Below are 26,013 nucleotides of genomic sequence, written 5' to 3'. Positions count from 1 at the left end.
TCTTGTCAAAGAATGTCCCCGACGTCTAGACAGCAGAAGCCAGAACCATGAGCGAGCGCGCGACAACTCACCCAACAACCCGATCCAGGCAATCCGAGCGGCTGGTGATGCTCGGCAGCGTGTTGCTGGTGCTTGCCATCCTCAGCATTGTCGCGTTTCTGCTGGTGCGTGAACGCGCCAATGCCGAACTGTCAGCCAGCCGCTCCGCCTCCAACATCGTGCAATTGATCGAAGCCGACGTCCTGCGCAACGTCGAGCTCTACGACGTGTCCCTACTCGGCTTGATCGCAGCCTCACGACGTGAAGACCTCATGCAGGTCTCCCCGCAGATCCGTCATCTGGCCTTGTTCGATCGCGCCACTGCGGCCCCCTACAAGGGTGACATTCTGTTGCTCGATCGGGAGGGTAACGTGCTCGCCGACTCGGCTTCACGAGAACCCAGGGCAGGCAACTTTGCCGACCGCGAGTACTTTCAGACCCACGTGAACAACAGCGACCCGGGCATGTTCATCAGCCGGCCTTTTCGCTCCCGGATGGCCAACAACGAATGGCGCATCAGCTTCAGTCGCCGGATTAGTGGCGCTCAAGGCGAGTTCCTTGGCGTCGCCGAGGCGGCCATGCGCCTGAGCTACTTCGAACAGCTGTTCAACAGCCTGAACATCGGTCCCGACAGCTCGATCAGCCTGATCAACAAGGATGGAATCCTGTTGGCCCAGGTCCCTCGCCTGGGCGAAGACCTGACCGGCACCGACTTCAGTACCCGTCCCAACTTCCAGCGCATCGTCAAGGAAGGCAACGGCAGCTTCAGCAGTGTCTCCAGTCGTTATCAAGACCAGCGGCTCTACACTTTTTCCCAGGTGGGCAATCTGCCGCTGATTGTCATCGTGGCGCTGTCGGGCGCAGAAGTGTTCGATTCGTGGCAACGCACGGCGTTGGTGGTCAGCCTGGCGACCATTGCCCTGTGTGCGTGCCTGCTGTGGCTGACCTGGCTGCTCTGCCGCGAACTGCGCCTGCGCCACCATGCCGAACTGGAACTGGCGCAACTGGCCGCCACCGACGCGCTGACCGGCCTGGCCAACCGCCGGACGCTGGACCAGACGTTGCGCCATGAATGGTTTCGCGCCCAACGTTCCGGCAAGCCATTGTCGTTACTGATGATCGACGCCGATCACTTCAAGGCCTTCAACGACCGCCATGGCCATCAAGCCGGTGACGAGGCCTTGCGCACAGTGGCCCAGGTGTTGCGCAGCCACGTGCGGCGGCCGACCGACCTGGTCGCGCGCTACGGTGGCGAGGAGTTTTCGGTGGTCCTGGCGGAAACCGACATGGCGGGCGCGCAACTGATCGCCGAGCACATTCGAGAGGCCGTCGAACAGCTTCCATTGATCGACGGCGCCGACTCGCCGATGACCGTGAGCATTGGCATCAGCACCTGGAACGCCTGCAGCGACATCAACCTGGAGGTGCTGATGTTTGCCGCGGACAAGGCGCTGTACCAGGCCAAGGAGACGGGACGCAATCGGGTGGTGGCGTTGTAGCGAGCGGCGAGCAAGATCGACAGACATAAAAAAAGGCCGCCCGAAGGCAGCCCTTAAAAAACTAGAGAGGTTTTTTACTTACACGGCCGCAACAGGGCGCATGTAAGAGATCGGTGCGGTGCTGGCATCTTCGAACGTCACGACTTCCCAGGCATCTGTCTGCTCAATCAACTTGCGCAGCAGCTGGTTGTTCAGTGCGTGGCCGGACTTGAAGCCCTTGAACTCGCCAATCAGGCTATTGCCCAGCAGGTAGAGGTCACCAATTGCATCGAGGATCTTGTGCTTCACGAACTCGTCTTCATAGCGAAGGCCGTCTTCGTTCAGTACACCATCAGCGTCGACCACAATGGCGTTTTCAACGCTGCCGCCGAGTGCGAGGTTGTGCTTGCGCAGGTACTCGATGTCACTCATGAAACCAAAGGTACGGGCGCGGCTGACTTCTTTTACGAACGAAGTGCTGGAAAAATCCACGCTTGCACTTTGTGTGCGGTCACGGAAAACCGGGTGATCGAAATCGATCTCGAAGCTCACCTTGAAACCTTCGAAAGGGACGAAAGTGGCGCGCTTGTCGCCGTCTTCCACAGTCACTTCCCGCAGGATGCGGATGAACTTCTTCGCGGCGTCCTGTTCTTCCAGGCCAGCCGACTGAATCAGGAATACGAAAGGTCCAGCGCTACCATCCATGATTGGCACTTCGGACGCGGAGAGCTCGACGTAGGCGTTATCGATGCCCAGGCCAGCCATGGCCGAGAGCAAGTGCTCCACCGTGTCCACTTTGACGTCACCGTTGACCAGCGTGGTCGACATGGTGGTTTCGCCAACGTTTTCCGCGCGTGCAGGGATCTGCACCACAGGATCGAGGTCGGCACGACAAAACACAATGCCGGTGTCGATCGGCGCAGGCTTGAGGGTCAGGTATACCTTCTCCCCGGAGTGCAGACCTACACCTGTGGCACGGATAATATTTTTCAGTGTGCGTTGTTTAATCATGGCTTGGGCCGCTTCAGCGCAAATTGCGAACTGGTATCAACAAAGGCTGGCGATGATAGCAGACCATGCCTTTGCTGAACACCAATCAACTTCATAGCCCTGATACATTTCATCAATCGGCCTGACGACGCAGGAAGGCCGGGATGTCCAGGTAGTCCAGATCATCTTGCGGATTCATCTTCGCGGCAGTCGCAGCACCGGCCTGGGCCTGGTTGCGCATGACGGTCGGACGGTCCAGGTCACGGTAGTTCACCGCTGGAGCTTCCTGACGAACAGGGGCCTGTTGTTGCGGCTGGGAAGCCATCGACGTGTGCACGGTATTGTCGATGATCTTCACCGGCTTCTCGATTTTAGCGCCAAGACCGGTCGCAACGACAGTCACGTGCAGCTCGTCGCGCATGTCCGGATCGATAACGGTACCGACCTTGACCATGGCGTGCTCGGAAGCGAAGGCTTCGATGATGCTACCCACGTCGGAGTACTCACCCAGGGACAGGTCAGGACCGGCGGTGATGTTCACCAGGATGCCGCGTGCACCTTGCAGGTTCACGTCTTCGAGCAACGGGTTGCGAATGGCCGCTTCGGTGGCCTCGCGTGCACGGTTCGGACCGCTGGCGCAGCCAGTGCCCATCATCGCCATGCCCATTTCGCTCATCACGGTACGCACGTCGGCAAAGTCGACGTTGATCATGCCCGGACGCTTGATGATGTCGGAGATACCGCGAACGGCACCGGCCAGAACATCGTCAGCCTTGGCAAAAGCCGACAAGAGGCTTGCGTCCTTACCGAGGATGGTCAGCAGCTTCTCGTTGGGAATGGTGATCAACGAGTCGACGCTTTCCGACAGCAGGCGGATGCCTTCATCGGCGATCTGCATGCGCTTGCGACCTTCGAACGGGAACGGACGGGTCACCACCGCAACGGTGAGGATCCCCATTTCCTTGGCCACTTCGGCAATGATCGGCGCAGCACCGGTACCGGTACCACCGCCCATGCCCGTGGTGATGAACACCATGTTGGTTCCCTGCAGGACTTCGGCAATGCGCTCACGATCTTCGAGAGCGGCCTGACGACCTACTTCAGGGTTGGCGCCAGCGCCCAGACCTTTGGTCACGCCGGTACCCAGTTGCAGGATGGTCCGCGCGCCAATGCTCTTGAGCGCCTGGGCATCAGTGTTGGCGCAGATGAATTCAACGCCTTCAATGTTGCTCTTGACCATGTGATTCACGGCGTTGCCGCCGCCACCGCCAACACCGATAACTTTAATCACCGGGCTTGCGGGGATGTTGTCTACGAGTTCGAACATTTTCCCTCTCCTTTACGTTCTCTAGTTTTTTCGCCTACTGCCTGTATCTACAACGGTGTTGCGGTGTTGCGGTAAATCTTAGAAATTGCCCTGGACCCAGCTCTTGATGCGATCGAGCAAGGCGCCTTTGGGTTCTTCGTTGCTGAAGCTGTCGCGGCTGCCGATACCCGAGAACGAGATGCCGTCGGATTGCTTCTGCAAGCCGTACATCAACAGGCCAACGCCCGTGGAATAAATCGGGTTGCGCACCACGTCATCCAGGCCTTTCACGCCGTGAGGCACGCCCAGGCGCACCGGCATGTGGAAGATTTCCTCGGCCAGCTCGGTGGCGCCTTCCATCTTCGCCGTACCGCCGGTCAGCACGATGCCGGCCGGGATCAGGTCTTCGTAGCCACTGCGACGCAGCTCAGCCTGGATCAGCGTGAACAGCTCGTCGTAACGCGGCTCGACCACTTCGGCCAGGGCCTGGCGGGACAGCTCGCGCGGCGGACGGTCGCCAACACTTGGCACCTTGATGGTTTCACCGGCGCCGGCCAGTTTGGCCAGGGCACAGGCGTAGCGGATCTTGATTTCTTCGGCGTACTGGGTCGGGGTGCGCAACGCCATGGCGATGTCGTTGGTCACCTGGTCGCCCGCGATCGGGATCACCGCGGTGTGACGGATCGCGCCTTCGGTGAAGATCGCGATGTCGGTGGTGCCGCCACCGATGTCCACCAGGCACACGCCCAGTTCTTTCTCGTCGTCGGTCAGCACCGAGTACGCGGACGCCAGTTGCTCGAGGATGATGTCGTCGATTTCCAGGCCGCAGCGACGCACGCATTTTTCAATGTTCTGTGCGGCGTTGACGGCGCACGTGACCACGTGGACCTTGGCTTCCAGGCGTACACCGGACATGCCCAATGGCTCGCGGACGCCTTCCTGGTTATCGATCACGTAATCCTGCGGCAAGGTGTGCAGCACCCGCTGGTCAGCCGGGATCGCCACGGCCTGGGCGGCGTCGAGCACACGCTCGAGGTCGGCCGAGCTGACTTCGCGATCACGAATCGCCACGATGCCGTGGGAGTTCAGGCTGCGGATGTGGTTGCCGGCCACGCCGACAAATGCCGAGTGGATGCGGCAGCCGGCCATCAGCTGCGCTTCTTCGATGGCGCGCTGGATCGACTGCACGGTGGACTCGATGTTCACCACCACGCCCTTCTTCAGGCCACGGGACGGGTGGGTGCCGATCCCGACGATTTCCAGCGTGCCGTCGTCCGCGACCTCGCCGACCAGCGCCACCACCTTGGAGGTGCCGATATCGAGACCGACGATCATTTTGCCGCTTTGCACGTTTGCCATGGTCCTGCCTCTCTTAATTCTTCGCGACAGCGGGTTGGGCTGTCGTAGGCGCTACTGGTTCCCGCCAGCCAACAGCGAGGCCGTTGGCGTAGCGCAGATCGATGCGCGCAATGTTCGTAATCTGTTCTTTGAGCGTCTTGTCATAGATGGCAATGAAACGGCGCATCTTCTCTACCAGGTTGCCGCGTCCCAGCAGCAGTTCGATCCCGGGCCCGGCACTGCCAGGGCCGGTCGTCAGGAACCAGCTGCCTCGTTCGCGCAACTCCAGGCGCGCAATCGAGAAGCCCAATGGCCTGAGCAGCTGGCTCAGTACCTGGTATTGCTGCATCACTTGCTGCTGGGCCCGCTGCGGACCGAACAACTGCGGCAAGTGTTCGTAATTGGCCAGCTCGCGCGGGGTAAACGCCTGCCCCTGGTTGTTCAATAGCGATTCGTCGCCCCAACGGGCCACCGGCAATTGTTCTTCCAGGCGAATCACCACCTGGTCCGGCCACACCCTGCGCACTTCGGCATGGGCAATCCATGGCATGGTTTCAAGCTCGGTGCGCATGCCCGCCAGGTCGATGGTGAAGAAGCTCGACGCCACGAACGGGGCGATTCGCTGCTGTACCGCCTGCTGGCTGATGTAGCTCAGGTCGCCCTGCACCGCGATCCTGGTGATCGGACGGTCGGCGTACGGCAACAAACGCTGCGCGCCTTCGTAGGTACCGAACCCCAACGCGACCAGCAGCACCGGCCAGAACAAGGCTTTGAGAACACCGAAGTTGGCTTTCGGCAGGCGCGCGGACATCGGCTCTTTGGCCACCATTCGGCTGGCACCCCGCGGCACCGGCTTGCGGCCGGGTGCGGGTGGCTGATGTCTCAACTGTGCGCCTTGCATGGTATTAACCTCGCGGCTCTTCGGTGCCGGCAGCGGGAACGCTGGCGGCCAGAATGGCCAGAACCAATTGCTGGAAATCCAGGCCGGCAGCGCGGGCCGCCATCGGCACCAGGCTGTGATCGGTCATGCCCGGTGCCGTGTTGACTTCCAGGAACCAGAACTGCCCTTCGGCGTCCTGCATCACGTCCGCCCTGCCCCAACCGGCGATACCCAGCGCTTCACAGGCTTTCGCCGTGAGGTCCATGAGTTCCTTTTCCTTGGCGCTGTCCAGGCCGCACGGAATGCGGTACTGGGTATCGTTGGCGATGTACTTGGCGTCGTAGTCGTAGAAACTGTGCGTCGTGCCCAGGGCGATTGGCGGCAACACCTGGTCACGCAGGGTGGCGATGGTGAACTCCGGACCGTGAATCCATTGCTCGACCAACACTTGCGAATCGTAGGTACTGGCCGCTTTCCAGGCGTCGATCAACTCAGACGCGGAACTCACTTTGGCCATCCCGATACTCGAACCTTCATGGGCCGGTTTGACGATCAAAGGGAAGCCCAGTTCCGTCGCCGCCGAAATACAATCGGCTTCGCTGCTCAGCACTGCGTGACGTGGCGTCGGAATGCCCAGGCTGTGCCAGACCTGCTTGGTGCGCAGCTTGTCCATGGCCAGTGCCGAGGCGAGGATGCCGCTGCCGGTGTAGGGAATCCCCAGGCACTCGAGCAGGCCCTGCATGCTGCCGTCTTCACCGCCACGGCCGTGGAGGATGATGAAGGCGCGGTCGATCTTTTCGTTCAGCAGACGCTGCAGCAGGTCATCGCCGACGTCGAGGCCAAACGCGTCCACGCCTGCGCTTTGCAGCGCATCCAGAACGGCATTGCCCGACTTCAACGACACTTCGCGTTCGGCACTCTTGCCGCCGAACAGCACGGCGACGCGGCCGAAGTCTTTCGGCGCGACGGTGCTGACGAGGTTGGCGTAGGCAGCAGTCATTTCAACTTCCCCTTCTCCGGCGCAGCAACGGCACCGGCGAACAACTCACTTTTCAACAGTTTCGGTGCAAGACCGCCGATATCGCCGGCGCCCTGGCACAGCAGGATGTCGCCGGCACGCAGCAGCGGCTTGACCAGCGGCGCGAGGTCGACTCCGCGCTCGATGTAGATCGGGTCGAGCTGCCCGCGCTGGCGGATGCTGTTGCACAGCTTGCGGCTGTCGGCGCCCGGAATCGGCTCTTCACCGGCCGGGTAGACTTCCATCAGCAGCAGGACGTTGGCGTCGGCCAGTACATTGACGAAATCGTCGTACAGGTCGCGGGTACGGCTGTAACGGTGCGGCTGGTAAACCATCACCAGGCGACGCTCCGGCCAGCCACCGCGGACGGCCTTGATCACAGCCGCGACTTCGGTCGGGTGGTGACCGTAGTCGTCCACCAGCATCACGTTGCCGCCGTCCACCGGCAGTTCGCCGTAGACCTGGAAGCGTCGGCCAACCCCCTGGAACCCGGACAGGCCCTGGACGATGGCTTCATCGCTGACGCCTTCGTCGGTGGCGATGCAGATGGTCGCCAGCGAGTTCAGTACGTTGTGGTTGCCCGGCATGTTCACCGAAACATCCAGCGGCTCGCGGTCTGGGCGCAGCACGGTGAAGAAGGTCTGCATGCCTTGCTGGCGCACATTGATAGCGCGCACGTCGCAGTCTTCGCCGAAGCCGTAGGTGACGGTCGGACGCTTGACCAGCGGCAGGATTTCACGCACCACCGGATCGTCCAGGCACACCACCGCCAAACCATAGAACGGCAGGTTGTGGAGGAACTCGACGAAGGTTTTCTTCAGTTTGTTGAAGTCACCGTCGTAGGTCGCCATGTGGTCGGCGTCGATGTTGGTGACCACGGCCACCAGTGGCTGCAGGTGCAGGAAGCTGGCGTCGCTTTCGTCGGCTTCGGCGATCAGGTAGCGGCTGGTGCCGAGCTGGGCATTGGTGCCCGCGGCATTCAGGCGGCCACCGATGACGAACGTCGGGTCCAGGCCACCGGCGGCGAACACCGAGGCGATCAGGCTGGTGGTGGTGGTTTTGCCGTGGGTACCGGCGACGGCGATGCCGTGGCGGTAGCGCATCAGCTCAGCCAGCATTTCTGCACGGGGCACTACTGGAATACGACGCTCCAGCGCGGTGGCGACTTCCGGGTTGGAAGTGTTCACGGCACTGGACACCACCAGCACGTCGGCAGCCGCGGCATTCTCGGCGCGGTGACCGATGAAAATCTGCGCACCGAACGATTCCAGGCGCTCGGTGACCGGCGAAGCCTTCAGGTCGGAACCGGACACTTCATAGCCCAGGTTCAGCAACACTTCGGCAATCCCGCACATGCCCACGCCGCCGATCCCGACGAAGTGGATGCGCCGGATGCGGCGCATTTCCGGTTGCGGCATGGCTTTCTGATTCTCAACCATGGGCCACCTCCAGGCAGGTATCGACCACGTTACGGGTGGCATCGGGTTTGGCCAGGCGGCGGGCCGCAGTGGCCATATCGTTGAGTCGTTGTGGTTGCATCAGGACCTCTGTCAGGCGCGCGGCAAGATCCGCTGCACCGGTCGTTCTTTGCGGCATCAGGAAGGCAGCGCCTTCACGGGCCAAATAATCGGCGTTGCGGGTCTGGTGATCGTCGATCGCGTGGGGCAACGGCACCAGCATCGAGGGCAGACCGGCGGCGGCCAGTTCACTGATGGTCAGCGCACCTGCGCGACATACCACCAGGTCGGCCCAGCCATAGGCTTGGGCCATGTCTTTGATGAACGGCTGCACTTGCGCCTCGACGCCAGCCGCGAAGTAGCGCTGCGCAGTCACTTCATCATGGTTTTTACCGGCCTGATGGAACACTTCCGGGCGCAGGTCGACGGCGACTTGCGACAGGGCTTCAGGCAGCAGCTTGTTCAACGGTTCTGCGCCCAGGCTTCCGCCCAGGATCAGCAAACGCGCCTTGCGACCGGCCAGGGCCGGGCGCGGTGTTTCGAGGAACAGCTCGGTGCGCACCGGGTTACCGGTGGTCCGTCGGCTGCTCGACAGGGTAAAGGTGTCGGGGAACGCTTCACAGACTCGGGCGGCCAACGGCACCAGCAACCGATTGGCGGTACCCGCCACGGCGTTCTGTTCGTGAACGATCACCGGCACACCGGCCAGTTTGGCTGCGACACCACCAGGGCCGGTCACATAACCGCCAAAGCCCACCACGCAAGCCGGCTGCAAACGACGAATGATCGCCCGCGCCTGCCAGACCGATTTGAGCAACATGAACGGCGCCTTGAGCAGCGACAGCTTGCCCTTGCCACGCAAACCGCTGGCGTTGATCCGGTGCAGTTCGATACCGGCCATCGGAACCAATTCGTTCTCGATACCGCGTGGCGTCCCGAGCCAGTGCACGGTGTAACCGCGGGCCTGGAATTCGCGGGCACAGGCCAGTGCCGGGAACACGTGGCCCCCGGTGCCGCCGGCCATGATCAATACGTTAGCGCCCATGGTTCGGCTCCTCGGCGAAGTCGCTCTCATGGAACTCCATCTCTTCGCTGCCCAGGTGGGTTCGACTCTCCCACTCGATGCGCAGCAACAAGCCGAGACAGGCACAGCAGATCACCAACGAACTGCCGCCATAGCTGAGGAACGGCAGCGTCAGGCCCTTGGTCGGCAGCAGGCCGACGTTCACACCAATGTTGATCAGGAACTGACCGATCCACAGGAACGACAGGCCGTAGGCGACATAGGCGGCGAAAAACTGCTTGGCCTTCTCGGCCCACAAGCCGATGTACATGCCACGAATACAAACGAAGACGAACAGCGCCACCGTGCACAGGGAACCCACGGCACCCAGCTCTTCGGCCAGGACCGAGAACACGAAGTCAGTGTGGGCTTCCGGCAGGTAGAACTGCTTCTGCACGCTGTTGCCCAGGCCAACGCCCAGCCATTCGCCGCGGCCGAAAGCGATCAATGCCTGGGACAGCTGGTAGCCGGCACCGAACTGGTCGGCCCACGGATCGGCAAAGTTGGTCAGACGCGCCATTCGATACGGCTGCATCTGAATCAGCAACACCACCGCCCCGACCGCCAGGACCACCATCAGGGAAAACCGGAACAGCCCGACCCCGCCGAGGAACAGCATCGCCGCCGCCGCACCCATCATCACCACGGTGGCACCAAAGTCCGGCTCCATCAGCAACAGGCCCGCCATCGGCAGCAGCACGATGAACGGCTTGAAGAAACCCATCCAGCTTTCACGCACTTCTTTCTGGCGACGCACCAGATAACCGGCGAGGTAGATCACCACGAACACCTTGGCGATCTCGGAAGGCTGGACGTTGAAAAAGCTGAAGCCGATCCAGCGCATCGAACCGTTCACTTCACGCCCGATCCCGGGAATGATCACCATCACCAGCAAACCGAATGCCCCCAGCAGCATCAACCAGCCCAGGCGTTGCCAGGTGGCGATCGGGATCATCATGGTGACGATGCAGGCAGCAAGGCCCAGCACCACGTAGATCAGGTGGCGAATCATGTAGTACAGGGCGCTGCCGGACTGCACCGCCGCCACTTCCGTGGAGGCCGATGCAATCATCACCAGCCCCAGGCCGAGCAGCGTCAGGCAACCGACGAGCATCGGGAAGTCGAGGTCGATGCCGCGCCCGGTGATCAGCGGCGATGGGTACGGCTTGATGATGCCCCGAAGACTCATGCCAGTTCCTCCACGGCTTGGACGAACTGGTGACCACGGTCTTCGTAGTGCTTGAACATGTCGAAACTGGCGCACGCCGGCGACAGCAGCACCACGTCGCCCGGCCGGGCAGCGGCGCGGCATTGCGCGACGGCTTCGAGCAGGGAGCCTGCACGAATCAGCGGAACGGCATCGCCGATGGCCTGGCCGATCTTGTCGGAGTCGCGGCCCATGAGGACCACGGCACGGCAGTTGGCCGCCACCGGATCACGCAGGTCCTTGAACTCGGCCCCCTTGCCGTCGCCGCCGGCGATCAGCACGATCTTGCCGTCGATGTCCGCACCCAGGCCTTCGATGGCTGCCAGCGCGGCGCCGACGTTGGTGGCTTTGGAGTCGTTGTAGTAACCCACGCCATCCAGGTCGCGGACCCATTGGCAACGATGCTCGAGCCCGGCGAAGGTGCGCAGCGCCGAGAGCATGGCGTCGAACGGCAAGCCGACGGCGTGACCGAGTGCCAATGCCGCCAGGGCGTTGGATTGGTTATGGGCGCCGCGAACTTTCAATTCGCGCACCGGCATCAGGTTCTGGAATTCGAAGGCCAGGTACTTCTCGCCGCCTTCTTCGCGGATACCGAAGGCCTTGAAATCCGGTTTGGTCAGGCCAAAGGTCCAGCACGGCTGGCCCTCGCCCATCAACGGCCGGCTCAGGGCATCCTGACGGTTGACCACAAACTGCTTGGCGCCACGGAAGATCCGGTGCTTGGCCAGGTGATAGGCCGGCAGGCCGCTGTAGCGGTCCATGTGGTCTTCGCTGATGTTGAGCACGGTCGCTACTTCGGCGTTGAGCTGATCGGTGGTTTCCAGCTGGAAACTCGACAACTCCATCACGTACAACTCGACGTCGTCGCTGAGCAGGTCCAGCGCCGGCGTACCGAGGTTGCCGCCTACAGCGACACGTTTGCCCGCCGCCGCCGCCATCTCGCCGACCAGTGTGGTCACGGTGCTCTTCGCGTTGGAACCGCTGATGGCCACGATCGGCGCCTTCGCGTTACGCGCGAACAGCTCGATGTCGCCGGACAATTTCACGCCACGGGCAGCAGCGGCCTGCAGGGCCGGGGTCGCCAGTGCCAGGCCGGGGCTCACGTAGAGCTCGTCGGCACGGCACAGGAACTCGACGTCCAGCTCGCCGCAACGCACTTCCACCTGCGGGTAGTCACGCTTGAGCGTGGCCAGTTCCGGCGGGTTTTCCCGCGTATCGGCCACCGCAAACGCCACGCCCCGGTTCGCCAGGAAGCGAACCAGGGACATGCCGCTCTTGCCGAGGCCGACAACGATGCGGAAGTGGTCAGACGCGATCAGGGACACGGGTTTCTACCTCAGTTTCAGGGTGGCAAGACCAATCAGCACGAGAATCACGGTGATGATCCAGAAACGGACAATCACGCGTGGCTCGGGCCAGCCCTTGAGTTCAAAGTGGTGGTGAATCGGTGCCATGCGGAACACACGGCGACCGGTCAGCTTAAAGGACGCAACCTGAATGACGACTGACAGGGTTTCCATCACGAACACGCCGCCCATGATGAACAGGACGATTTCCTGACGGACGATCACGGCGATGGTGCCCAGGGCCGCGCCCAGCGCCAGCGCGCCGACGTCGCCCATGAAGACTTGTGCGGGATAGGTGTTGAACCAAAGGAAGCCCAGGCCGGCACCGATCAGCGCGCCGCAGAACACGATCAGCTCACCCGCGCCCGGTACATAAGGGATCAGCAGGTATTCGGCGAATTTCACGTTACCCGACAGGTAGCAGAAGATCCCCAGGCCACCACCGACCATCACGGTCGGCATGATCGCCAGGCCGTCGAGGCCGTCGGTCAGGTTGACCGCGTTGCTCGAACCGACGATCACGAAGTAGGTCAGGACGATGAAGCCTGCGCCCAGCGCAATGCTGTGGTCCTTGAGCATGGGCAGGATCAGGGTGGTTTCCACCGGCGTCGCGGCGGTCATATAAAGGAAGATCGCAGCGCCAAGGCCGAACACCGACTGCCAGAAGTACTTCCAGCGGCTCGGCAGGCCACGGGAGTTCTTCTCGATCACCTTGCGGTAGTCATCGACCCAGCCGATGGCACCGAACAACAGGGTCACCAACAGGACGACCCAGACATAACGGTTGGTCAGGTCAGCCCACAGCAGGGTGCTGACACCGATCGACGACAAAATCAGCGCACCACCCATGGTCGGGGTGCCGGATTTGGACAGGTGCGATTGCGGGCCGTCGTTGCGGACGGACTGGCCGATCTGACGGTTCTGCAGAGTACGGATCATCCACGGGCCATAGCACAGCGACAAAACCAGCGCGGTCAGCACACCGAGAATCCCGCGCAGGGTCAGGTACTGGAAGACCGCGAAGCCTTTGTAGAACTGTTGCAGATACTCCGCTAGCAGCAGCAGCATTAATGTTTCTCCAGACTGGTCCCGCACAAAGCGGCAACGATGTTTTCCATCGCAGCGCTGCGCGAGCCCTTGATCAAAATGGTGGTGTTTGTATCCTGCTCGGCCCCCAGGGCCTTGATCAGTTCAGCCTGCGTGCTGAAGTGAAAGGCTTGTGGACCGAAAGCGTCGACGGCGTGAACCATCATCGGCCCGACGGCGTACAGCGCAGAAACCTTGCCACGGGCGTATTCGCCCACGTCGCGGTGCCCCTGCTGCGCCCAGTCGCCCAACTCGCCGATATCCCCGAGCACCAGAACGGTGCGACCGGAAAAGCCGGCCAGTATATCAACGGCGGCGCACATGGAGGTGGGGTTTGCGTTGTAAGTGTCATCAATGACGCGCATGCCATTGCTGGCCAGTTGCGCAACGGTACGACCCTTGACCGGTTGCACCGCGCCGAGGCCGGTGGCGATGCCGAACAGCGACACCCCCAGGGCATGGGCGGCAGCCGCGGCAGCCATGGCGTTGGCGACGTTATGGGTGCCGAGCAGGTTCAGTTGAACGCGCTCCACACCTTCAGGACTGTGCAGGTTGAACGCCGGGCAGCCACGGGCATCGGTGGCCAGGTCGCTGGCGTAGAAATCGGCACTGACATTGCTCAGGGCGAAGGTCAGCACCTTGCGCTCGCCAGCGCGGGTCTTCCAGATGTCGAACGCCTTGTCGTCGAGATTGAGCACGGCGACGCCATTGGCATCCAGCCCATCAATGATCTCGCCCTTGGCTTCGACGATTTTTTCCGGCCCGCCGAACTCGCCGACATGGGCGGTTCCGGCATTGTTGAGAATGGCCACATGGGGTTTGGTCAGGCCCACGGTGTAGGCAATTTCACCCAGGCGCGAAGCACCGAGCTCGATCACGGCGGCGGTGTGTTCCGGTGCCAGTTCGAGCAGGGTCAACGGCGCGCCGAGGTCGTTGTTCAGGTTGCCGCGGGTGGCCAGCACAGGGCCACGGGTGCGCAGGATGCTCGCGAGCATTTCCTTGACCGTGGTCTTGCCGCTGGAACCGGTGATGGCGGCGACTGGCTGGGTGAATGCCGCACGATTGAGCGCGCCCAGTTGGCCCAGGGCCTGGCGGGTATCGGCCACCAGCAATTGCGGCAGCGCGCTGTCGGCGACTTCACGCTCGACCAAGGCTGCCACGGCACCTTTGGCCGCGACTTCATTGAGGTAGTCATGGCCATCGAAGCGCGGACCGGCCAGGGCAATGAACAGCTGGCCCGGCTTGATGGCGCGACTGTCGATGCTGACGCCGTCGAAGCTCGCATCTGCTGCGATCAAGCGTGCATTCAGCGCGCCGGTCAGTTCGCTCAGTTTCAAGGCTTTAAGCATGGGCCACCTCCCACGCGGTCAAGGCATGATCGGCCTCGACCAGATCGGAAAAGGCATGCCGTTCGCCGTTGATTTCCTGATAGTCCTCGTGACCTTTACCGGCCAGGACAATCACGTCATCAGCCGACGCACCGGCGATCAACTGGGCAATTGCCTGGCCACGGCCAGCCACGAAGGTCACTTTATCCACAGCGGTGAAGCCGGCACGGATGTCGTCGAAAATCACCGATGGATCTTCAGTGCGCGGGTTGTCGTCGGTGACCAGTACGCCATCGGCCAGACGCTCGACCACTTCGGCCATCAGCGGACGCTTGCCGCGATCGCGGTCGCCGCCACAGCCGAACAGGCACAGCAGCCGTCCTTTGACGTGAGGGCGCAGGGCCGTCAGGACTTTTTCCAGGGCGTCCGGGGTGTGGGCGTAATCGACCACCACCAACGGCTGGGTACCGCCGCCCAGGCGTTGCATGCGCCCGGCCGGGCCTTCGAGTTTGGGCAGCACCTTGAGAATTTCGTCCAGGGCATAGTCCAGACCGAGCAAGGCGCCGACCGCCGCCAGCACGTTGCTCAGGTTGAAACGACCCAGCAGCGTGCTGCGCAGGTGGTGTTCGCCCTGGGGCGTAACCAGCGTGGCGCGCACGCCGTGATCATCGAACTGCGCTTCGCGGCAATACAGGTAAGCGCTGCTGTCGAGCAGGCTGTAGGTGATCAGACGCGACTCGCGTTTTTCGGCAGCCAGTTGCCGGCCGAAATCATCGTCGAGGTTGACCACCCGGCACTTCAAGTCATTCCAGGCGAACAACCTGGACTTGGCTTCGCCATAGGCCTGCATGGTGCCGTGGTAGTCCAGATGGTCGCGGGACAGGTTGGTCATCACGGCCACATCGAATGCCAGCGCGGTGACCCGGCCCTGATCCAGGCCATGGGACGAGACTTCCATGGCAACCGCCTTGGCACCGGCCTTTTTCAGGTCGCCCAAGGTCGCTTGCACTGCAATCGGGTTTGGCGTGGTGTGCAGGCCGCTTTCCAGCGCGCCATGAAACCCGCTGCCGAGGGTGCCGACAATGCCGCAGTGCTGACCAAGCAGATCCAGTGCCTGGGCCACCAGTTGGGTCACACTGGTCTTGCCGTTGGTGCCAGTTACGCCCACCAGTTTCAGGTGATGGCTCGGCTCGCCATAAAAACGCCCGGCGATGTCCGACAGCTGCGCTGCCAGGCCCTTGACCGGAATCAGCGGCACGTCGGTGATCGGCAGCACGGTAGCGCCTTCCACTTCATAAGCCACGGCCGCAGCGCCTCGCGCAAGCGCATCGGCAATGTGCGCACGGCCATCGAATTTGCCGCCCGGCACCGCGAGGAACAGGTCACCCGCGCGTACGTTGCGACTGTCCAGCGCCAACTCACGGATCAACAGATCGTGGCCGGCGTGGGGGAAAATCTTGTTCAGGCTCAAAGACATCAGCCGCGCCCTCCATTGGCTTTCAGTGGAACGACCGGCGCTGCGTTCGCTTGTTGGGTAGGTGGCAGGTTGTCCGGGGTAACGTTCATCAGGCGCAGGGTGCCGGACATCACGCGGCTGAACACCGGCGCAGACACCAGGCCACCGAAGTAACCGGCCTTGGTCGGCTCGTCGATCACCACCACGATGGCGTAGCGCGGATCGCTCATCGGGCCGAAACCGGCGAACAGCGAGCGGTAGGAGTTCTCGGCGTAGCCTTTGGTGCCGACCGATGTTTTACGCGCAGTACCGGACTTGCCGCCTACGTGATAAGCCGGCACCTGCGCACGGAATACCCCGCGCGGCGCTTCGATCACTTGCTGCAGCATGCCTTGCATGGTTTTCGCGACGGCTTCCGGCAACACCTGGGTGGTCTGCGGCGCCTTGTCGGTTTTGATCAGTGTCAGCGGCGCCAGGCGACCGTTGTTGGCCAGGGCCGAGAAGGCGTGGACCAACTGGATCGCCGTCACGGAAACACCGTAGCCGTAGGACAGCGTGGCGGTTTCAGCCTTGCGCCATTCGCGGTAGTTCGGCAGGTTGCCGACACGCTCGCCCGGGAAGCCAAGGCCGGTATCCTGGCCGAGACCGACTTTCTGCGCCAGGCGGAAAATCGTCTCACCACCGATATCGAAGGCGATCTTGCTCATGCCGACGTTACTGGAATTGATCAGGATACCGGCAAGGTCAAGCACCGGACCTTCGCTCTTGGAGACGTCCTTGATGGTGTACTTGCCGATCTGCAGGGAGCCCGGGTACACCTCGACGGTGTCGCTCGGCTTCCAGCGTCCGGTTTCGATGGCGGCGCTCATCGAGATCGCCTTCATGGTCGAACCCGGTTCGAACACGTCGATCATCGCGCGGTTACGCATCATTGCCGGTTGCAGGTTGCGGCGGTTGTTCGGGTTGTAGGTCGGCTGGTTGACCATGGCGAGGATTTCGCCGGTCTTCACGTCCATGATCACCAGGCTGCCGGCCTTGGCGCCGTTCTCGATGATCGCGTTGCGCAATTCGCGGTTGGCGAGGTATTGCAGGCGCAGGTCAATGGACAACGCCAAGGGCTTTCCGGCCTTGGCGTTTTTGGTGACCTGGACATCCTTGATCAACCGGCCGCGCCGGTCCTTGATCACTTGCCGTTTGCCGGGGACCCCGGCCAGCCATTCATCGTAGGCGAGCTCGACCCCTTCTCGACCATGGTCGTCGATGTCGGTAAAGCCGACCATATGGGCGGTGACCTCACCGGCCGGGTAGAAACGGCGGAACTCTTCGATGCCGTAGACACCCGGCACTTTCAGGTCGAGTACGGCCTGGCCCTGCTCAGGCGTCAGCCCGCGCACCAGATAAATGAATTCCTTGTTGGCTTGTGCTTCAAGGCGCTCGGCCAGTGCCTTGGGGTCCTGCCCCAGTGCAGCAGCCAGTGCTGGCCACTTTTCCTTGGCCAGCTGCATTTCCTTGGCATTGGCCCACAAGGTGGTGACCGGGGTGCTGACGGCCAGGGGCTCGCCATTACGGTCGGTGATCAGGCCACGGTGAGCCGGAATCGGAATATGCCGAACGCTGCGCGCGTCGCCCTGACCTTTGAGAAAGGCACGGTCAACCACTTGCAGGTCAATGATGCGCCAGGCGATCGCCGCCACCATGACGCCAAGCAGACCCAGCACCAGGCGGAAGCGCCATGGAAAAAGAGCGCCTTCGAGTTTCATCATGGCGCCACCATCTGCACTTCGGCGGCGCCGGGAATGCGCATTTTCAGTTGTTCGGTGGCCAGCACTTCGATACGGCTGTGGGCGGTCCAGGTGCTTTGTTCAAGAATCAGGCGACCCCATTCGGCCTGCGCCTTGTCGCGCACGCTCAACTCGCCGTACAGCGTGTTCAGCAACTGGCGGTTCCAGTGGGCGCTGTAGGACACGCCAATGGCCGACACGAGCACGCCCACGAACAACAGCAGCATGAAAAAGCTTCCGCCGGGAAGTGGCTTGGCGAAGAGCTTGCTCACCGCAGCTTCTCCGCCACGCGCATGACAGCACTACGGGAGCGTGGGTTGGCCTTCAGCTCGGCGTCGGAGGCCGTCTGCGCTTTGCCATGGATTTTGATTTTCGGTTCGAAAGCGACATGCCGAACCGGCAGGTTGCGTGGCAGGTTGTCGGCTTCGCCTTTGACCAGCTTGCGCATGAACAGCTTGACGATGCGATCTTCCAGCGAATGGAAGCTGATCACCACCAGGCGACCGCCCACTTCCAGGCTCTCCAGCGCGGCTTCGAGACCGGCTTCCAGATCGCCCAGTTCGTTGTTGACGTGGATGCGCAACCCCTGGAATGCACGGGTAGCCGGGTTCTTGCCCTTTTCCCACGCAGGGTTGGCGACCTTCAGCACTTCAGCCAGATCGGCGGTGCGCTCGAACGGTTTGATATCGCGACGTTCGGCCACGGCACGGGCCATGCGCCCGGAAAAACGCTCTTCGCCGTATTCCTTGAACACCCGGGCGATTTCTTCCACGGGCGCGGTGTTGACGAATTCGGCAGCGCTGATCCCGCGGGACGGGTCCATGCGCATGTCCAGCGGGCCATCGTTGAGGAAGCTGAAACCGCGCTCAGGGTCGTCCAGCTGTGGCGAAGAGACGCCCAGGTCAAGCAGCACGCCGCTGACCTTGCCGTTCATGCCGCGCGCGGCAACTTCCGCACCCAGCTCGGCAAAGCTGCGCTGTACAACGACAAAGCGGCCGTCTTCGGCCGCTAGCGTCTGCCCGGTGGCAATCGCTTGAGGGTCTTTGTCGAACCCGAGCAACCGACCATCGGGACCGAGCTGGCTGAGGATCAACCGGCTGTGTCCGCCCCGTCCGAACGTTCCGTCCAGATAGCAGCCATCAGGACGTACGGCGAGAGCCTCGACGGCTTCGTCAAGCAGTACGGTGATGTGGTTAAAGCCGCTATCTATAGTCACAGGATCAATTCACGCAGGTTATCAGGCATCGCGCCCGGTTCTTGAATAGCAGCCAGGTCAGCGGCAGCAACCGCATCCCAGGCATCTTCGTCCCACAATTGGAACTTGTTCAGTTGGCCTACCAGCATCGCGCGCTTATCCAACTTGGCATATTCACGAAGACGCGGTGGAACCAGAAAACGACCACTGCCATCGAGCTCGAGGTCGACGGCATTGCCAATCAGTAAACGTTGCAGACGGCGGTTCGCTTCGTGAAGCGAAGGCAGTGCGCGCAGTTTGGTTTCAATAATTTCCCACTCATCGAGGGGGTAAACACACAGACACGGATCAACGGCATCAATGGTGACGATCAACTGACCGGAACTACGCGAAACCAGCTCGTCACGGTACCGGCTCGGCATAGCGAGACGGCCCTTTGCATCGAGACTGATTGCGTTGGCTCCGCGAAACACGTCAGCGTTTCTCCAAATTCTAGCGTTTTACGTTCAGAAAACCCACTTTACGCCACTTTCCGCCACTTGCGCACACTATAGGAATGCGCCCACCACACCGTCAAGGCGCGGATTACAGGAAAACCCTTACAGAACTGAGATTTAGGAGCATAAAGAGAGGAGCAATCAGAATCAGACGGATGAAACCGCCCAACAACTTGAATCAGCACAGGAGGCTGCGTTCAGAAGTTAAAGTGATTTATTAAGAGTAAGATTTTTTTGATATTACGAAAGTGATAATGAGGACGAATGTGAAAGGAGGGAAATTGCCATCATCGGACCCCTGCTCAATGATTTAAGCAGAGGGGAGAAAAAAGGTGGAGAGTCGATCTGTAAGCCGGGTTCTGTCTTGAACAGTCATTCGTCTACGATGGCCATCACTGGACATCTTTAGCAACCTACCCGGTCCCAGCGCGGGCCACGCCTTGGGACCCTATTTGGTCTTGCTCCAAGTGGGGTTTACCTAGCCACGAACTGTTGCCAGACGTGCGGTGCGCTCTTACCGCACCTTTTCACCCTTACCGGCGCCGAAGCGCTTAGGCGGTTATTTTCTGTGGCACTTTCCGTAGGCTCACGCCTCCCAGGCATTACCTGGCACTTCGCCCTATGGAGCCCGGACTTTCCTCCCCCCCCTAATTTTCATAGAGGGCAGCGACTGTCCGATCGACTCTCCGCCGCGAAGGTTACCGGCAGAGCGCCCGAAGAACAAGCGTTAAGCGCCGTTGCGCACGCCGGTGCGTCGGGTTTTACTCGCCCTTCTGTTTATCCAGCGCAATCTGATACAGCACATTCTTGCGTTCGCCGGTAATTTGCGCCGCCAACGCCGCGGCACGCTTGAGCGGCACTTCTTCGAGCAACAGATCGAGGATACGCATCGCTTCACTGCTGACCGCGCCCTCCTCCTCGGGGGCCGTCCAACCCGCCACCAACACCACGCACTCGCCGCGCTGTTGATTACTGTCCGACTCGACGAACTCGCGCAACTCGGCCAGCGGCAAGCCCTTGAGCGTTTCGAACGTCTTGGTCAGCTCCCGCGCCAGCAACGCCGGGCGTTCGGCACCGAACACCAGCTCCATGTCCTGCAGGCATTCGAGGATACGGTGCGGCGCCTCGTAGAAAATCAGCGTACGCGGCTCTTCCTTGACGAGTTCAAGACGCGCGCGTCGCCCCACCGCCTTGGCCGGCAGGAAGCCTTCGAAGATGAAACGGTCCGACGGCAAACCCGCCGCCGACAGGGCCGCAATCAACGCACAGGCCCCCGGCACAGGCACAACATTGATGCCCGCCGCACGCGCCTGGCGAACCAGGTGATAACCCGGATCGGAGATCAGCGGCGTACCGGCATCGGAAATCAACGCGACATCGTCACCCGCGAGCAGGCGGGTGATAAAGCGGCTACCTTCATCGCGCTCGTTGTGTTCATGACAGGCAGCCAGGGGCGTGGGAATGCCGAAATGCTGCATCAGGCGCTGGGAGTGGCGGGTGTCTTCAGCGGCAATCAAGGCCACCTCACGCAATATTTTCAGCGCCCGGGCACTGATATCGTCCAGGTTGCCGATGGGCGTCGCCACCACATAAAGCGAGCCAGCAGCGGAATTCAAAGCACCTGGAGCAGTCAAAGCGCACACCTCATGATCGATAAAACGGCCATTGTAGCGCGTAGCGACGTTCGCGATACGGGCAAGCAACACCCGCTTTTGCAGGCTTTTGTAGCGCACGGCAACATTTACACCAGCTAAATTGATCGTTTCTTACCAGCAACATCGCGCCCCGGCCAGTGCTTGGGTACAATTCCACGCTAATTTGATCGAGTATCAGGAACACTACATGATCGCTTGCCTGCGGCTGTTCTCTGCCCTATGCCTCGCTGCCTTGCTGGCGGCTTGCGCCAGCTCGCCCTCCTCCAGCCTTGGCGAACTTCCACGGACCCCGGATGCCAGCATCGAGCAACTGCTCGAAAAGGCCGCCCAAAGCAAAACGCCGGAAGACGCGGCACTGCTACGCCTGAGCGCAGCCGACCTGGCCTATCATCAGGGCAATGCCGGCCAGTCCGCGCAGATCCTGCAACAGGTGCCCGTTGAAACACTCAAGCCAGGCCAACAGATCTTCGCCAACACCCTGGCGGCTGAACTGGCCATGACCCGCAACCAGCCGAAAGCCGCGCTGACCGCCTTGAGCCACCCGAGCTTCCAGCGCCTGGGCGAGATGCCGGAAGAGCAACAGGTCCGCACCGGCACCGTTCGCGCCCGCGCCCTTGAAGCCGATGGCCAGACCCTGGCCGCGGCAAAGGAACGCATTTTTATCGCACCGATGTTGAGCGGTGAAGCGGCGAGCAAAAACCACGAGGCCATCTGGACCCTGATCGCTTCGCTGCCGACCGAGCAATTGCAGCCGACCACCGACGACGATCTTGGCGGCTGGATGGCCCTGGCACTGGCGGTAAAAACCGCTGGCACACTTGAACAGCAGCAGGCGGCGATCGACAACTGGCGCGCCCAGAACCCGAAACACCCGGCCGCCCGCCAGTTGCCGCTGCCACTGACCAACCTCAAGGACCTGGCCAGCCAGCCCCTGAATAAAATCGCCCTGCTGCTGCCGCAGGACGGCCCGCTGGCGTCGGTCGGCAAGGCATTGCGCGAAGGCTTCATGGCCGCCCACTACCAGGCACAACAGTCCGGACAGAAACCGCCGGCCATCGAGTTCTACGACAGCTCGCGCCTGACCTCGCTCGACGAGCTCTATCGCAAGGCCCAGGCCGATGGCGTGCAACTGGTGGTAGGTCCGCTGGAAAAACCCTTGGTCAAACAGCTGAGCGCCCTCCCGCAGCTGCCGATCACTACCCTGGCCCTGAACTACAGCGAAGGTGCTCAAGGTCCGGCCCAGCTGTTCCAGTTTGGCCTGGCCGCTGAAGACGAAGCCCGCGAAGTCTCCCGCCGCGCTCGCGCCGACGGCCTGCACCGCGCCGCCATCATGGTACCGAAAGGCGAATGGGGCGACCGCGTACTCAAGGCGTTCAGCCAGGACTGGCAAGCCAATGGCGGCAGCATCGTCGCCACCGAGCGTGTCGACCAGCCGGTACAACTGGCCCAGCAGATCGCCGACATGTTCCAGCTGCGCCAGAGCGAAGGTCGCGCCAAGAGCCTGCAAAGCACCGTTGGCTCGCAGGTAGCCGCCCAGCCGTCGCGTCGCCAGGACATCGAGTTCATTTTCCTCGCTGCCACGCCGCAACAGGCCCAGCAGATCAAGCCGACCCTGAACTTCCAGTACGCCGGTGACGTTCCGGTCTACGCCACGTCCCACGTCTTCAGCGCCAGCGGCGACGTCAACCAGTACAACGACATGAATGGCGTGCGCTTCTGCGAAACCCCATGGCTGCTGGACGCCAACGATCCGTTGCGCCGCCAGGTCACCGCGCAATGGCCTCAAGCGGGCGGCAGCCTGGGCCGTTTGTACGCCATGGGCGTGGACGCCTACAGCCTGGCACCCCGCCTGGGCCAGCTCAAGGCCCTGCCGGACAGCCGTATCGAAGGTCAATCGGGCAGCCTGAGCATGACCCAGAACCAGCGCGTAGTGCGCGAGCTGCCGTGGGCGCAGTTCGTCAATGGTCAGGTTCAACGCCTGCCGAACACCCCACGCTGATGCCTGAAAGGTCACGCCAGCAATGCGGTAAAGATGCCGAGCGCCATGCGCTCGAGCATCTTCAGCGACAAGGCCTGCAGCTACTGGCGCAGAACTGGTTGTGTAAACGCGGCGAGCTTGATCTGGTCATGCTGGAGGGCGATACAGTAGTATTCGTTGAAGTTCGCTACAGAAAAAACACTCAATGGGGTGGCGCGCTCGATAGCATCGATGAGCGCAAACGGCAAAAACTGATTTTTGCCGCGCAGTATTTTCTTCAGCGTGAGTCGCGCTGGGCCAACGCCCCTTGCCGCTTCGACGTGGTTGCGATCGACAGCGACCTCGATCAGTTGAACTGGTTGCAAAATGCCTTCGACAGCTGATTGCCTACGCCCCGAACCGGACACCACCACTCAACAATTTTGCTCTTTGCTTTGCGGGCTGCACATTCACGTGCCGGACAGCCGCGCTCATTAAGGTCACACAGATGGACATGCAATCCCGAATTCGCCAGCTTTTTCAGGCCAGTATCGACACCAAGCAACAGGCGATGGAAGTACTTGCACCGCACATCGAGCAAGCCAGCCAGGTGATGGTCAACGCCTTGCTCAACGAGGGCAAGATGCTTTCCTGCGGCAACGGCGGCTCTGCCGGTGACGCACAGCACTTCTCGTCCGAGCTGCTCAACCGCTTCGAACGTGAACGCCCGAGCCTGCCAGCCATTGCGCTGACCACCGACAGCTCGACGATCACCTCGATCGCCAACGACTACAGCTACAACGAAATCTTCTCCAAACAGATCCGTGCACTCGGCCAGCCGGGCGACGTACTGCTGGCGATTTCCACCAGCGGCAACTCGGCCAACATAATTCAAGCGATCCAGGCCGCACATGATCGCGAAATGATTGTCGTAGCATTGACCGGTCGCGATGGCGGCGGCATGGCGTCGCTGCTTTTGCCCGAGGACGTCGAGATTCGCGTTCCGGCCAACGTCACCGCACGTATCCAGGAAGTCCACCTGCTGGCGATCCATTGCCTTTGCGATTTGATCGACAGCCAACTGTTCGGGAGTGAAGAATGACCCCTAATCGCCTCGGCCTACTGGCCCTGACCCTATGCCTCGGCATCAGCGGCTGCACCTCGGTGGTCAATGCCAGCCGTGAAGCACCGATTGAAGATGACCGTGGCACCCGCACTTTCGGCAGCAAGATCGACGACTCATTGATCGACACCAAGGTCGGCGTGAACATCGCCAAGGCCGATCCGGCCCTGGACAACGACTCGCACATCGTCGTCACCAGCTTCAACGGCGTCGTACTGCTCGCCGGGCAAACCCCGCGTGCCGACCTCAAGGCCAAGGCCGAACAGGCTGCTGCCGCTGTTCAGCGGGTCAAGACGGTGCATAACGAACTGCAGGTGCTGCCACCTTCCGGCTTCCTTGCCCGCCAGAACGACACCTGGCTGACCTCCAAGATCAAGACCCAGATGCTCACCGACCCGAACATCCCTGGCTCGCGCATCAAGGTGGTGACCGAGAACGGCATCGTTTACCTGCTGGGGTTGTTGACCAAGCAGGAAGCTGCACAGGCGACCAACCTGGTGCAGGGGGTTTCCGGGGTGCAGAAGATCGTCAAATTGTTTGAATACATCGACTGATCTTTGTTTGTCGGGGATGGCGACGCTGGAACGCCATCGACCTGTAGGAGCCGGCTTGCCGGCGAAGGCGTCATTAAACATTGCGCTGGTCTTTCGACCGCTTTCGCCGGCAAGCCGGCTCCTACAGTGAAATAAAAAGGGCGATCCTTGCGGATCGCCCTTTTTTTATTTCACCACCTTCAAGCTCGGTCGACCGCTCGGTCGCGGCGGCTCGCTGTCCGGAGGCGGGATATCGTCATCCGGCTCGATCTCTTCCTCGTCCTCCAGGGGCGACTCCAGATCGAACACCATGCCCTGGCCATTCTCCCGGGCGTAGATGCCCAGGATCGATGCGATAGGCACGTACAGGGTATGCGGTACCCCACCGAAGCGGCCTTCGAAGCTCACCGCCTCGTTGTCCATGTGCAAATGACGCACGGCCTGTGGCGATACGTTCAGGACGATCTGGCCATCGCTGGCAAAACCTTGCGGCACCTGCACCGAGGGATACTCGGAATTGACCAGCATGTGCGGGGTGCAATCGTTATCAACAATCCACTCGTAGAGCGCACGGACCAGATAAGGTCGACTGGAGTTCATAGCGGCTCCTTAAGCCTTAGCGCATGTCGCGTTCGACACCAGACAGACTCGCCTGGAAAGCCTCACGCGCAAACTGGCGCTCCATGTAATCAAGCAGCGGCTTGGCTGGCCGCGGCAGTTCTATACCCAGAATCGGCAATCGCCAGAGTATTGGCAATAGGCAGCAATCCACCAGGCTTTGTTCCTCACTGAGGAAAAATGGCTTGTCGGCAAACAACGGCGACACGCCTGTCAGGCTTTCACGCAGCTCTTTACGCGCCACGGCGCGCGCTGCTTCCTTGGTCCGCGAATCCAGGATCAGATCCACCAGACCACACCAGTCACGCTGAATACGATGAATCAGCAAACGACTGTTGGCACGCGCCACCGGATAGACCGGCAACAGCGGCGGATGTGGGTAACGCTCATCCAGATATTCCATCACCACCGTAGACTCCCACAACGCCAGGTCACGATCGACCAGCGTCGGCAAGCTGCCGTAAGGGTTCACTTCGATCAGTTTAGGCGGCTGGCGACCAGCCTCAACGTAAATGATCTCAGCGCTGACACCCTTCTCTGCCAGTACGATTCGCACTCGGTGGGAATAGTGGTCGGCGGGGTCGGAGTAACAGGCCAACCGATTGGTCACGCCCATGGCGATCCTCCTCGCTTGTTGAAATTATCGGAAGCGGAAAAACGAG

24 protein-coding genes and 1 other RNA gene are annotated in these 26,013 nt (G+C 61.4%); 5 read left to right on the top strand and 20 right to left on the bottom strand.

From position 1 onward, the window contains the following. The first annotated feature begins 47 nt into the window (after nucleotides 1–47). Complete coding sequence (locus NPS56_RS08195; RefSeq protein WP_274074212.1) at nucleotides 48–1,538, top strand: GGDEF domain-containing protein; 1,491 nt, start codon at nucleotides 48–50, stop codon at nucleotides 1,536–1,538. A 78-nt stretch (nucleotides 1,539–1,616) separates the two neighbouring features. Here NPS56_RS08195 and lpxC read toward each other — a convergent pair whose 3' ends face one another. From lpxC to rsmI, 18 genes are all read right to left on the bottom strand, one after another. Continuing rightward, a complete protein-coding gene (gene lpxC / locus NPS56_RS08190) occupies nucleotides 1,617–2,528 on the bottom strand; it encodes a UDP-3-O-acyl-N-acetylglucosamine deacetylase (RefSeq protein ID WP_008060300.1) in 912 nt (303 codons plus the stop codon). A gap of 112 nt (nucleotides 2,529–2,640) precedes the next feature. Further along, a complete protein-coding gene (gene ftsZ, locus NPS56_RS08185; protein ID WP_046819017.1) occupies nucleotides 2,641–3,834 on the bottom strand; it encodes a cell division protein FtsZ in 1,194 nt (397 codons plus the stop codon). 78 nt (nucleotides 3,835–3,912) lie between these two features. Further along, complete coding sequence (gene ftsA, locus NPS56_RS08180) at nucleotides 3,913–5,172, bottom strand: cell division protein FtsA (RefSeq protein ID WP_008060298.1); 1,260 nt, start codon at nucleotides 5,170–5,172, stop codon at nucleotides 3,913–3,915. 13 nt (nucleotides 5,173–5,185) lie between these two features. Further along, entirely contained in the window at nucleotides 5,186–6,052 is an 867-nt protein-coding gene (locus NPS56_RS08175; RefSeq protein WP_274074211.1) for a cell division protein FtsQ/DivIB, read from the bottom strand. A 4-nt stretch (nucleotides 6,053–6,056) separates the two neighbouring features. Further along, nucleotides 6,057–7,031 carry a D-alanine--D-alanine ligase gene (locus NPS56_RS08170; protein ID WP_274074210.1) on the bottom strand — a complete coding sequence of 325 codons (975 nt, stop codon included), beginning with the start codon at nucleotides 7,029–7,031 and terminating at the stop codon, nucleotides 6,057–6,059. Then, nucleotides 7,028–8,488, bottom strand: a complete 1,461-nt coding sequence (murC, locus tag NPS56_RS08165) for a UDP-N-acetylmuramate--L-alanine ligase (RefSeq protein ID WP_046819014.1) — start codon at nucleotides 8,486–8,488, stop codon at nucleotides 7,028–7,030. The genes NPS56_RS08170 and murC overlap by 4 nt, the downstream gene beginning before the upstream one ends. Then, nucleotides 8,481–9,551, bottom strand: a complete 1,071-nt coding sequence (gene murG, locus NPS56_RS08160; RefSeq protein ID WP_274074209.1) for an undecaprenyldiphospho-muramoylpentapeptide beta-N-acetylglucosaminyltransferase — start codon at nucleotides 9,549–9,551, stop codon at nucleotides 8,481–8,483. Before murG ends, murC begins: the two co-directional genes overlap by 8 nt. Further along, entirely contained in the window at nucleotides 9,541–10,758 is a 1,218-nt protein-coding gene (ftsW, locus tag NPS56_RS08155; RefSeq protein WP_274074208.1) for a putative lipid II flippase FtsW, read from the bottom strand. The genes murG and ftsW overlap by 11 nt, the downstream gene beginning before the upstream one ends. Beyond that, nucleotides 10,755–12,101 (bottom strand): UDP-N-acetylmuramoyl-L-alanine--D-glutamate ligase, encoded by a 1,347-nt coding sequence (murD, locus tag NPS56_RS08150; protein WP_274074207.1) that lies wholly within the window; start codon nucleotides 12,099–12,101, stop codon nucleotides 10,755–10,757. Before murD ends, ftsW begins: the two co-directional genes overlap by 4 nt. Nucleotides 12,102–12,107: 6 nt before the next feature. Then, on the bottom strand, nucleotides 12,108–13,190 hold the full coding sequence (gene mraY, locus NPS56_RS08145; RefSeq protein ID WP_008060275.1) for a phospho-N-acetylmuramoyl-pentapeptide-transferase: 1,083 nt from the start codon (nucleotides 13,188–13,190) through the stop codon (nucleotides 12,108–12,110). After that, nucleotides 13,190–14,557 (bottom strand): UDP-N-acetylmuramoyl-tripeptide--D-alanyl-D-alanine ligase, encoded by a 1,368-nt coding sequence (locus tag NPS56_RS08140; protein ID WP_274074206.1) that lies wholly within the window; start codon nucleotides 14,555–14,557, stop codon nucleotides 13,190–13,192. Before NPS56_RS08140 ends, mraY begins: the two co-directional genes overlap by 1 nt. Then, nucleotides 14,550–16,013 carry a UDP-N-acetylmuramoyl-L-alanyl-D-glutamate--2,6-diaminopimelate ligase gene (locus NPS56_RS08135; protein WP_274074205.1) on the bottom strand — a complete coding sequence of 488 codons (1,464 nt, stop codon included), beginning with the start codon at nucleotides 16,011–16,013 and terminating at the stop codon, nucleotides 14,550–14,552. The genes NPS56_RS08140 and NPS56_RS08135 overlap by 8 nt, the downstream gene beginning before the upstream one ends. Then, a complete protein-coding gene (locus NPS56_RS08130; protein WP_178134366.1) occupies nucleotides 16,013–17,752 on the bottom strand; it encodes a peptidoglycan D,D-transpeptidase FtsI family protein in 1,740 nt (579 codons plus the stop codon). Before NPS56_RS08130 ends, NPS56_RS08135 begins: the two co-directional genes overlap by 1 nt. Further along, nucleotides 17,752–18,045 (bottom strand): cell division protein FtsL, encoded by a 294-nt coding sequence (gene ftsL, locus NPS56_RS08125; protein ID WP_032834661.1) that lies wholly within the window; start codon nucleotides 18,043–18,045, stop codon nucleotides 17,752–17,754. Before ftsL ends, NPS56_RS08130 begins: the two co-directional genes overlap by 1 nt. Then, nucleotides 18,042–18,989, bottom strand: coding sequence for a 16S rRNA (cytosine(1402)-N(4))-methyltransferase RsmH (rsmH, locus tag NPS56_RS08120; RefSeq protein WP_046819006.1), 948 nt, complete (start codon nucleotides 18,987–18,989; stop codon nucleotides 18,042–18,044). The genes ftsL and rsmH overlap by 4 nt, the downstream gene beginning before the upstream one ends. Next, nucleotides 18,986–19,441: a division/cell wall cluster transcriptional repressor MraZ gene (mraZ, locus tag NPS56_RS08115; protein WP_274074204.1), complete on the bottom strand. Its 456-nt coding sequence runs from the start codon at nucleotides 19,439–19,441 to the stop codon at nucleotides 18,986–18,988. Before mraZ ends, rsmH begins: the two co-directional genes overlap by 4 nt. Before the next feature lie 356 nt (nucleotides 19,442–19,797). Continuing rightward, an RNA gene (rnpB, locus tag NPS56_RS08110) (RNase P RNA component class A) lies at nucleotides 19,798–20,151 on the bottom strand. A 75-nt stretch (nucleotides 20,152–20,226) separates the two neighbouring features. Continuing rightward, nucleotides 20,227–21,099, bottom strand: coding sequence for a 16S rRNA (cytidine(1402)-2'-O)-methyltransferase (gene rsmI / locus NPS56_RS08105; RefSeq protein WP_274074378.1), 873 nt, complete (start codon nucleotides 21,097–21,099; stop codon nucleotides 20,227–20,229). 208 nt (nucleotides 21,100–21,307) lie between these two features. On the opposite strand from rsmI, the gene NPS56_RS08100 reads away from it, so the two are divergent. From NPS56_RS08100 to NPS56_RS08085, 4 genes are all read left to right on the top strand, one after another. Further along, nucleotides 21,308–23,119: a penicillin-binding protein activator gene (locus NPS56_RS08100; RefSeq protein WP_274074203.1), complete on the top strand. Its 1,812-nt coding sequence runs from the start codon at nucleotides 21,308–21,310 to the stop codon at nucleotides 23,117–23,119. Further along, entirely contained in the window at nucleotides 23,119–23,481 is a 363-nt protein-coding gene (locus NPS56_RS08095) for a YraN family protein (protein ID WP_274074377.1), read from the top strand. Before NPS56_RS08100 ends, NPS56_RS08095 begins: the two co-directional genes overlap by 1 nt. A 104-nt stretch (nucleotides 23,482–23,585) precedes the next feature. Further along, the gene (locus NPS56_RS08090; RefSeq protein WP_007972584.1) at nucleotides 23,586–24,179 is read left to right on the top strand and encodes a phosphoheptose isomerase; all 594 of its coding nucleotides are present in this window, start codon (nucleotides 23,586–23,588) and stop codon (nucleotides 24,177–24,179) included. Then, nucleotides 24,176–24,754 carry a BON domain-containing protein gene (locus NPS56_RS08085; RefSeq protein WP_008147477.1) on the top strand — a complete coding sequence of 193 codons (579 nt, stop codon included), beginning with the start codon at nucleotides 24,176–24,178 and terminating at the stop codon, nucleotides 24,752–24,754. Before NPS56_RS08090 ends, NPS56_RS08085 begins: the two co-directional genes overlap by 4 nt. Before the next feature lie 165 nt (nucleotides 24,755–24,919). Here NPS56_RS08085 and NPS56_RS08080 read toward each other — a convergent pair whose 3' ends face one another. Next, entirely contained in the window at nucleotides 24,920–25,333 is a 414-nt protein-coding gene (locus NPS56_RS08080) for a ClpXP protease specificity-enhancing factor (protein WP_046819002.1), read from the bottom strand. 16 nt (nucleotides 25,334–25,349) lie between these two features. Continuing rightward, the gene (locus NPS56_RS08075; RefSeq protein ID WP_007972581.1) at nucleotides 25,350–25,967 is read right to left on the bottom strand and encodes a glutathione S-transferase N-terminal domain-containing protein; all 618 of its coding nucleotides are present in this window, start codon (nucleotides 25,965–25,967) and stop codon (nucleotides 25,350–25,352) included. Between the last annotated feature and the right edge of the window lie 46 nt (nucleotides 25,968–26,013).

Origin of the sequence: Pseudomonas putida (genome assembly GCF_028682635.1) — a bacterium.
GTDB classification, from domain to species: Bacteria; Pseudomonadota; Gammaproteobacteria; order Pseudomonadales; family Pseudomonadaceae; genus Aquipseudomonas; species Aquipseudomonas putida_AE.
This window is presented reverse-complemented; position numbering and strand designations above follow the sequence as displayed.

Coding starts and splice junctions, on each gene's coding strand:
- NPS56_RS08195 (WP_274074212.1), top strand. CDS start 48: ATGAGCGAGCGCGCGACAACTCACCCAACAACCCGATCCAGGCAATCC.
- lpxC (WP_008060300.1), bottom strand. CDS start 2,528: ATGATTAAACAACGCACACTGAAAAATATTATCCGTGCCACAGGTGTA.
- ftsZ (WP_046819017.1), bottom strand. CDS start 3,834: ATGTTCGAACTCGTAGACAACATCCCCGCAAGCCCGGTGATTAAAGTT.
- ftsA (WP_008060298.1), bottom strand. CDS start 5,172: ATGGCAAACGTGCAAAGCGGCAAAATGATCGTCGGTCTCGATATCGGC.
- NPS56_RS08175 (WP_274074211.1), bottom strand. CDS start 6,052: ATGCAAGGCGCACAGTTGAGACATCAGCCACCCGCACCCGGCCGCAAG.
- NPS56_RS08170 (WP_274074210.1), bottom strand. CDS start 7,031: ATGACTGCTGCCTACGCCAACCTCGTCAGCACCGTCGCGCCGAAAGAC.
- murC (WP_046819014.1), bottom strand. CDS start 8,488: ATGGTTGAGAATCAGAAAGCCATGCCGCAACCGGAAATGCGCCGCATC.
- murG (WP_274074209.1), bottom strand. CDS start 9,551: ATGGGCGCTAACGTATTGATCATGGCCGGCGGCACCGGGGGCCACGTG.
- ftsW (WP_274074208.1), bottom strand. CDS start 10,758: ATGAGTCTTCGGGGCATCATCAAGCCGTACCCATCGCCGCTGATCACC.
- mraY (WP_008060275.1), bottom strand. CDS start 13,190: ATGCTGCTGCTGCTAGCGGAGTATCTGCAACAGTTCTACAAAGGCTTC.
- NPS56_RS08140 (WP_274074206.1), bottom strand. CDS start 14,557: ATGCTTAAAGCCTTGAAACTGAGCGAACTGACCGGCGCGCTGAATGCA.
- NPS56_RS08135 (WP_274074205.1), bottom strand. CDS start 16,013: ATGTCTTTGAGCCTGAACAAGATTTTCCCCCACGCCGGCCACGATCTG.
- NPS56_RS08130 (WP_178134366.1), bottom strand. CDS start 17,752: ATGAAACTCGAAGGCGCTCTTTTTCCATGGCGCTTCCGCCTGGTGCTG.
- NPS56_RS08100 (WP_274074203.1), top strand. CDS start 21,308: ATGATCGCTTGCCTGCGGCTGTTCTCTGCCCTATGCCTCGCTGCCTTG.
- NPS56_RS08095 (WP_274074377.1), top strand. CDS start 23,119: ATGCCTGAAAGGTCACGCCAGCAATGCGGTAAAGATGCCGAGCGCCAT.
- NPS56_RS08090 (WP_007972584.1), top strand. CDS start 23,586: ATGGACATGCAATCCCGAATTCGCCAGCTTTTTCAGGCCAGTATCGAC.
- NPS56_RS08085 (WP_008147477.1), top strand. CDS start 24,176: ATGACCCCTAATCGCCTCGGCCTACTGGCCCTGACCCTATGCCTCGGC.
- NPS56_RS08080 (WP_046819002.1), bottom strand. CDS start 25,333: ATGAACTCCAGTCGACCTTATCTGGTCCGTGCGCTCTACGAGTGGATT.
- NPS56_RS08075 (WP_007972581.1), bottom strand. CDS start 25,967: ATGGGCGTGACCAATCGGTTGGCCTGTTACTCCGACCCCGCCGACCAC.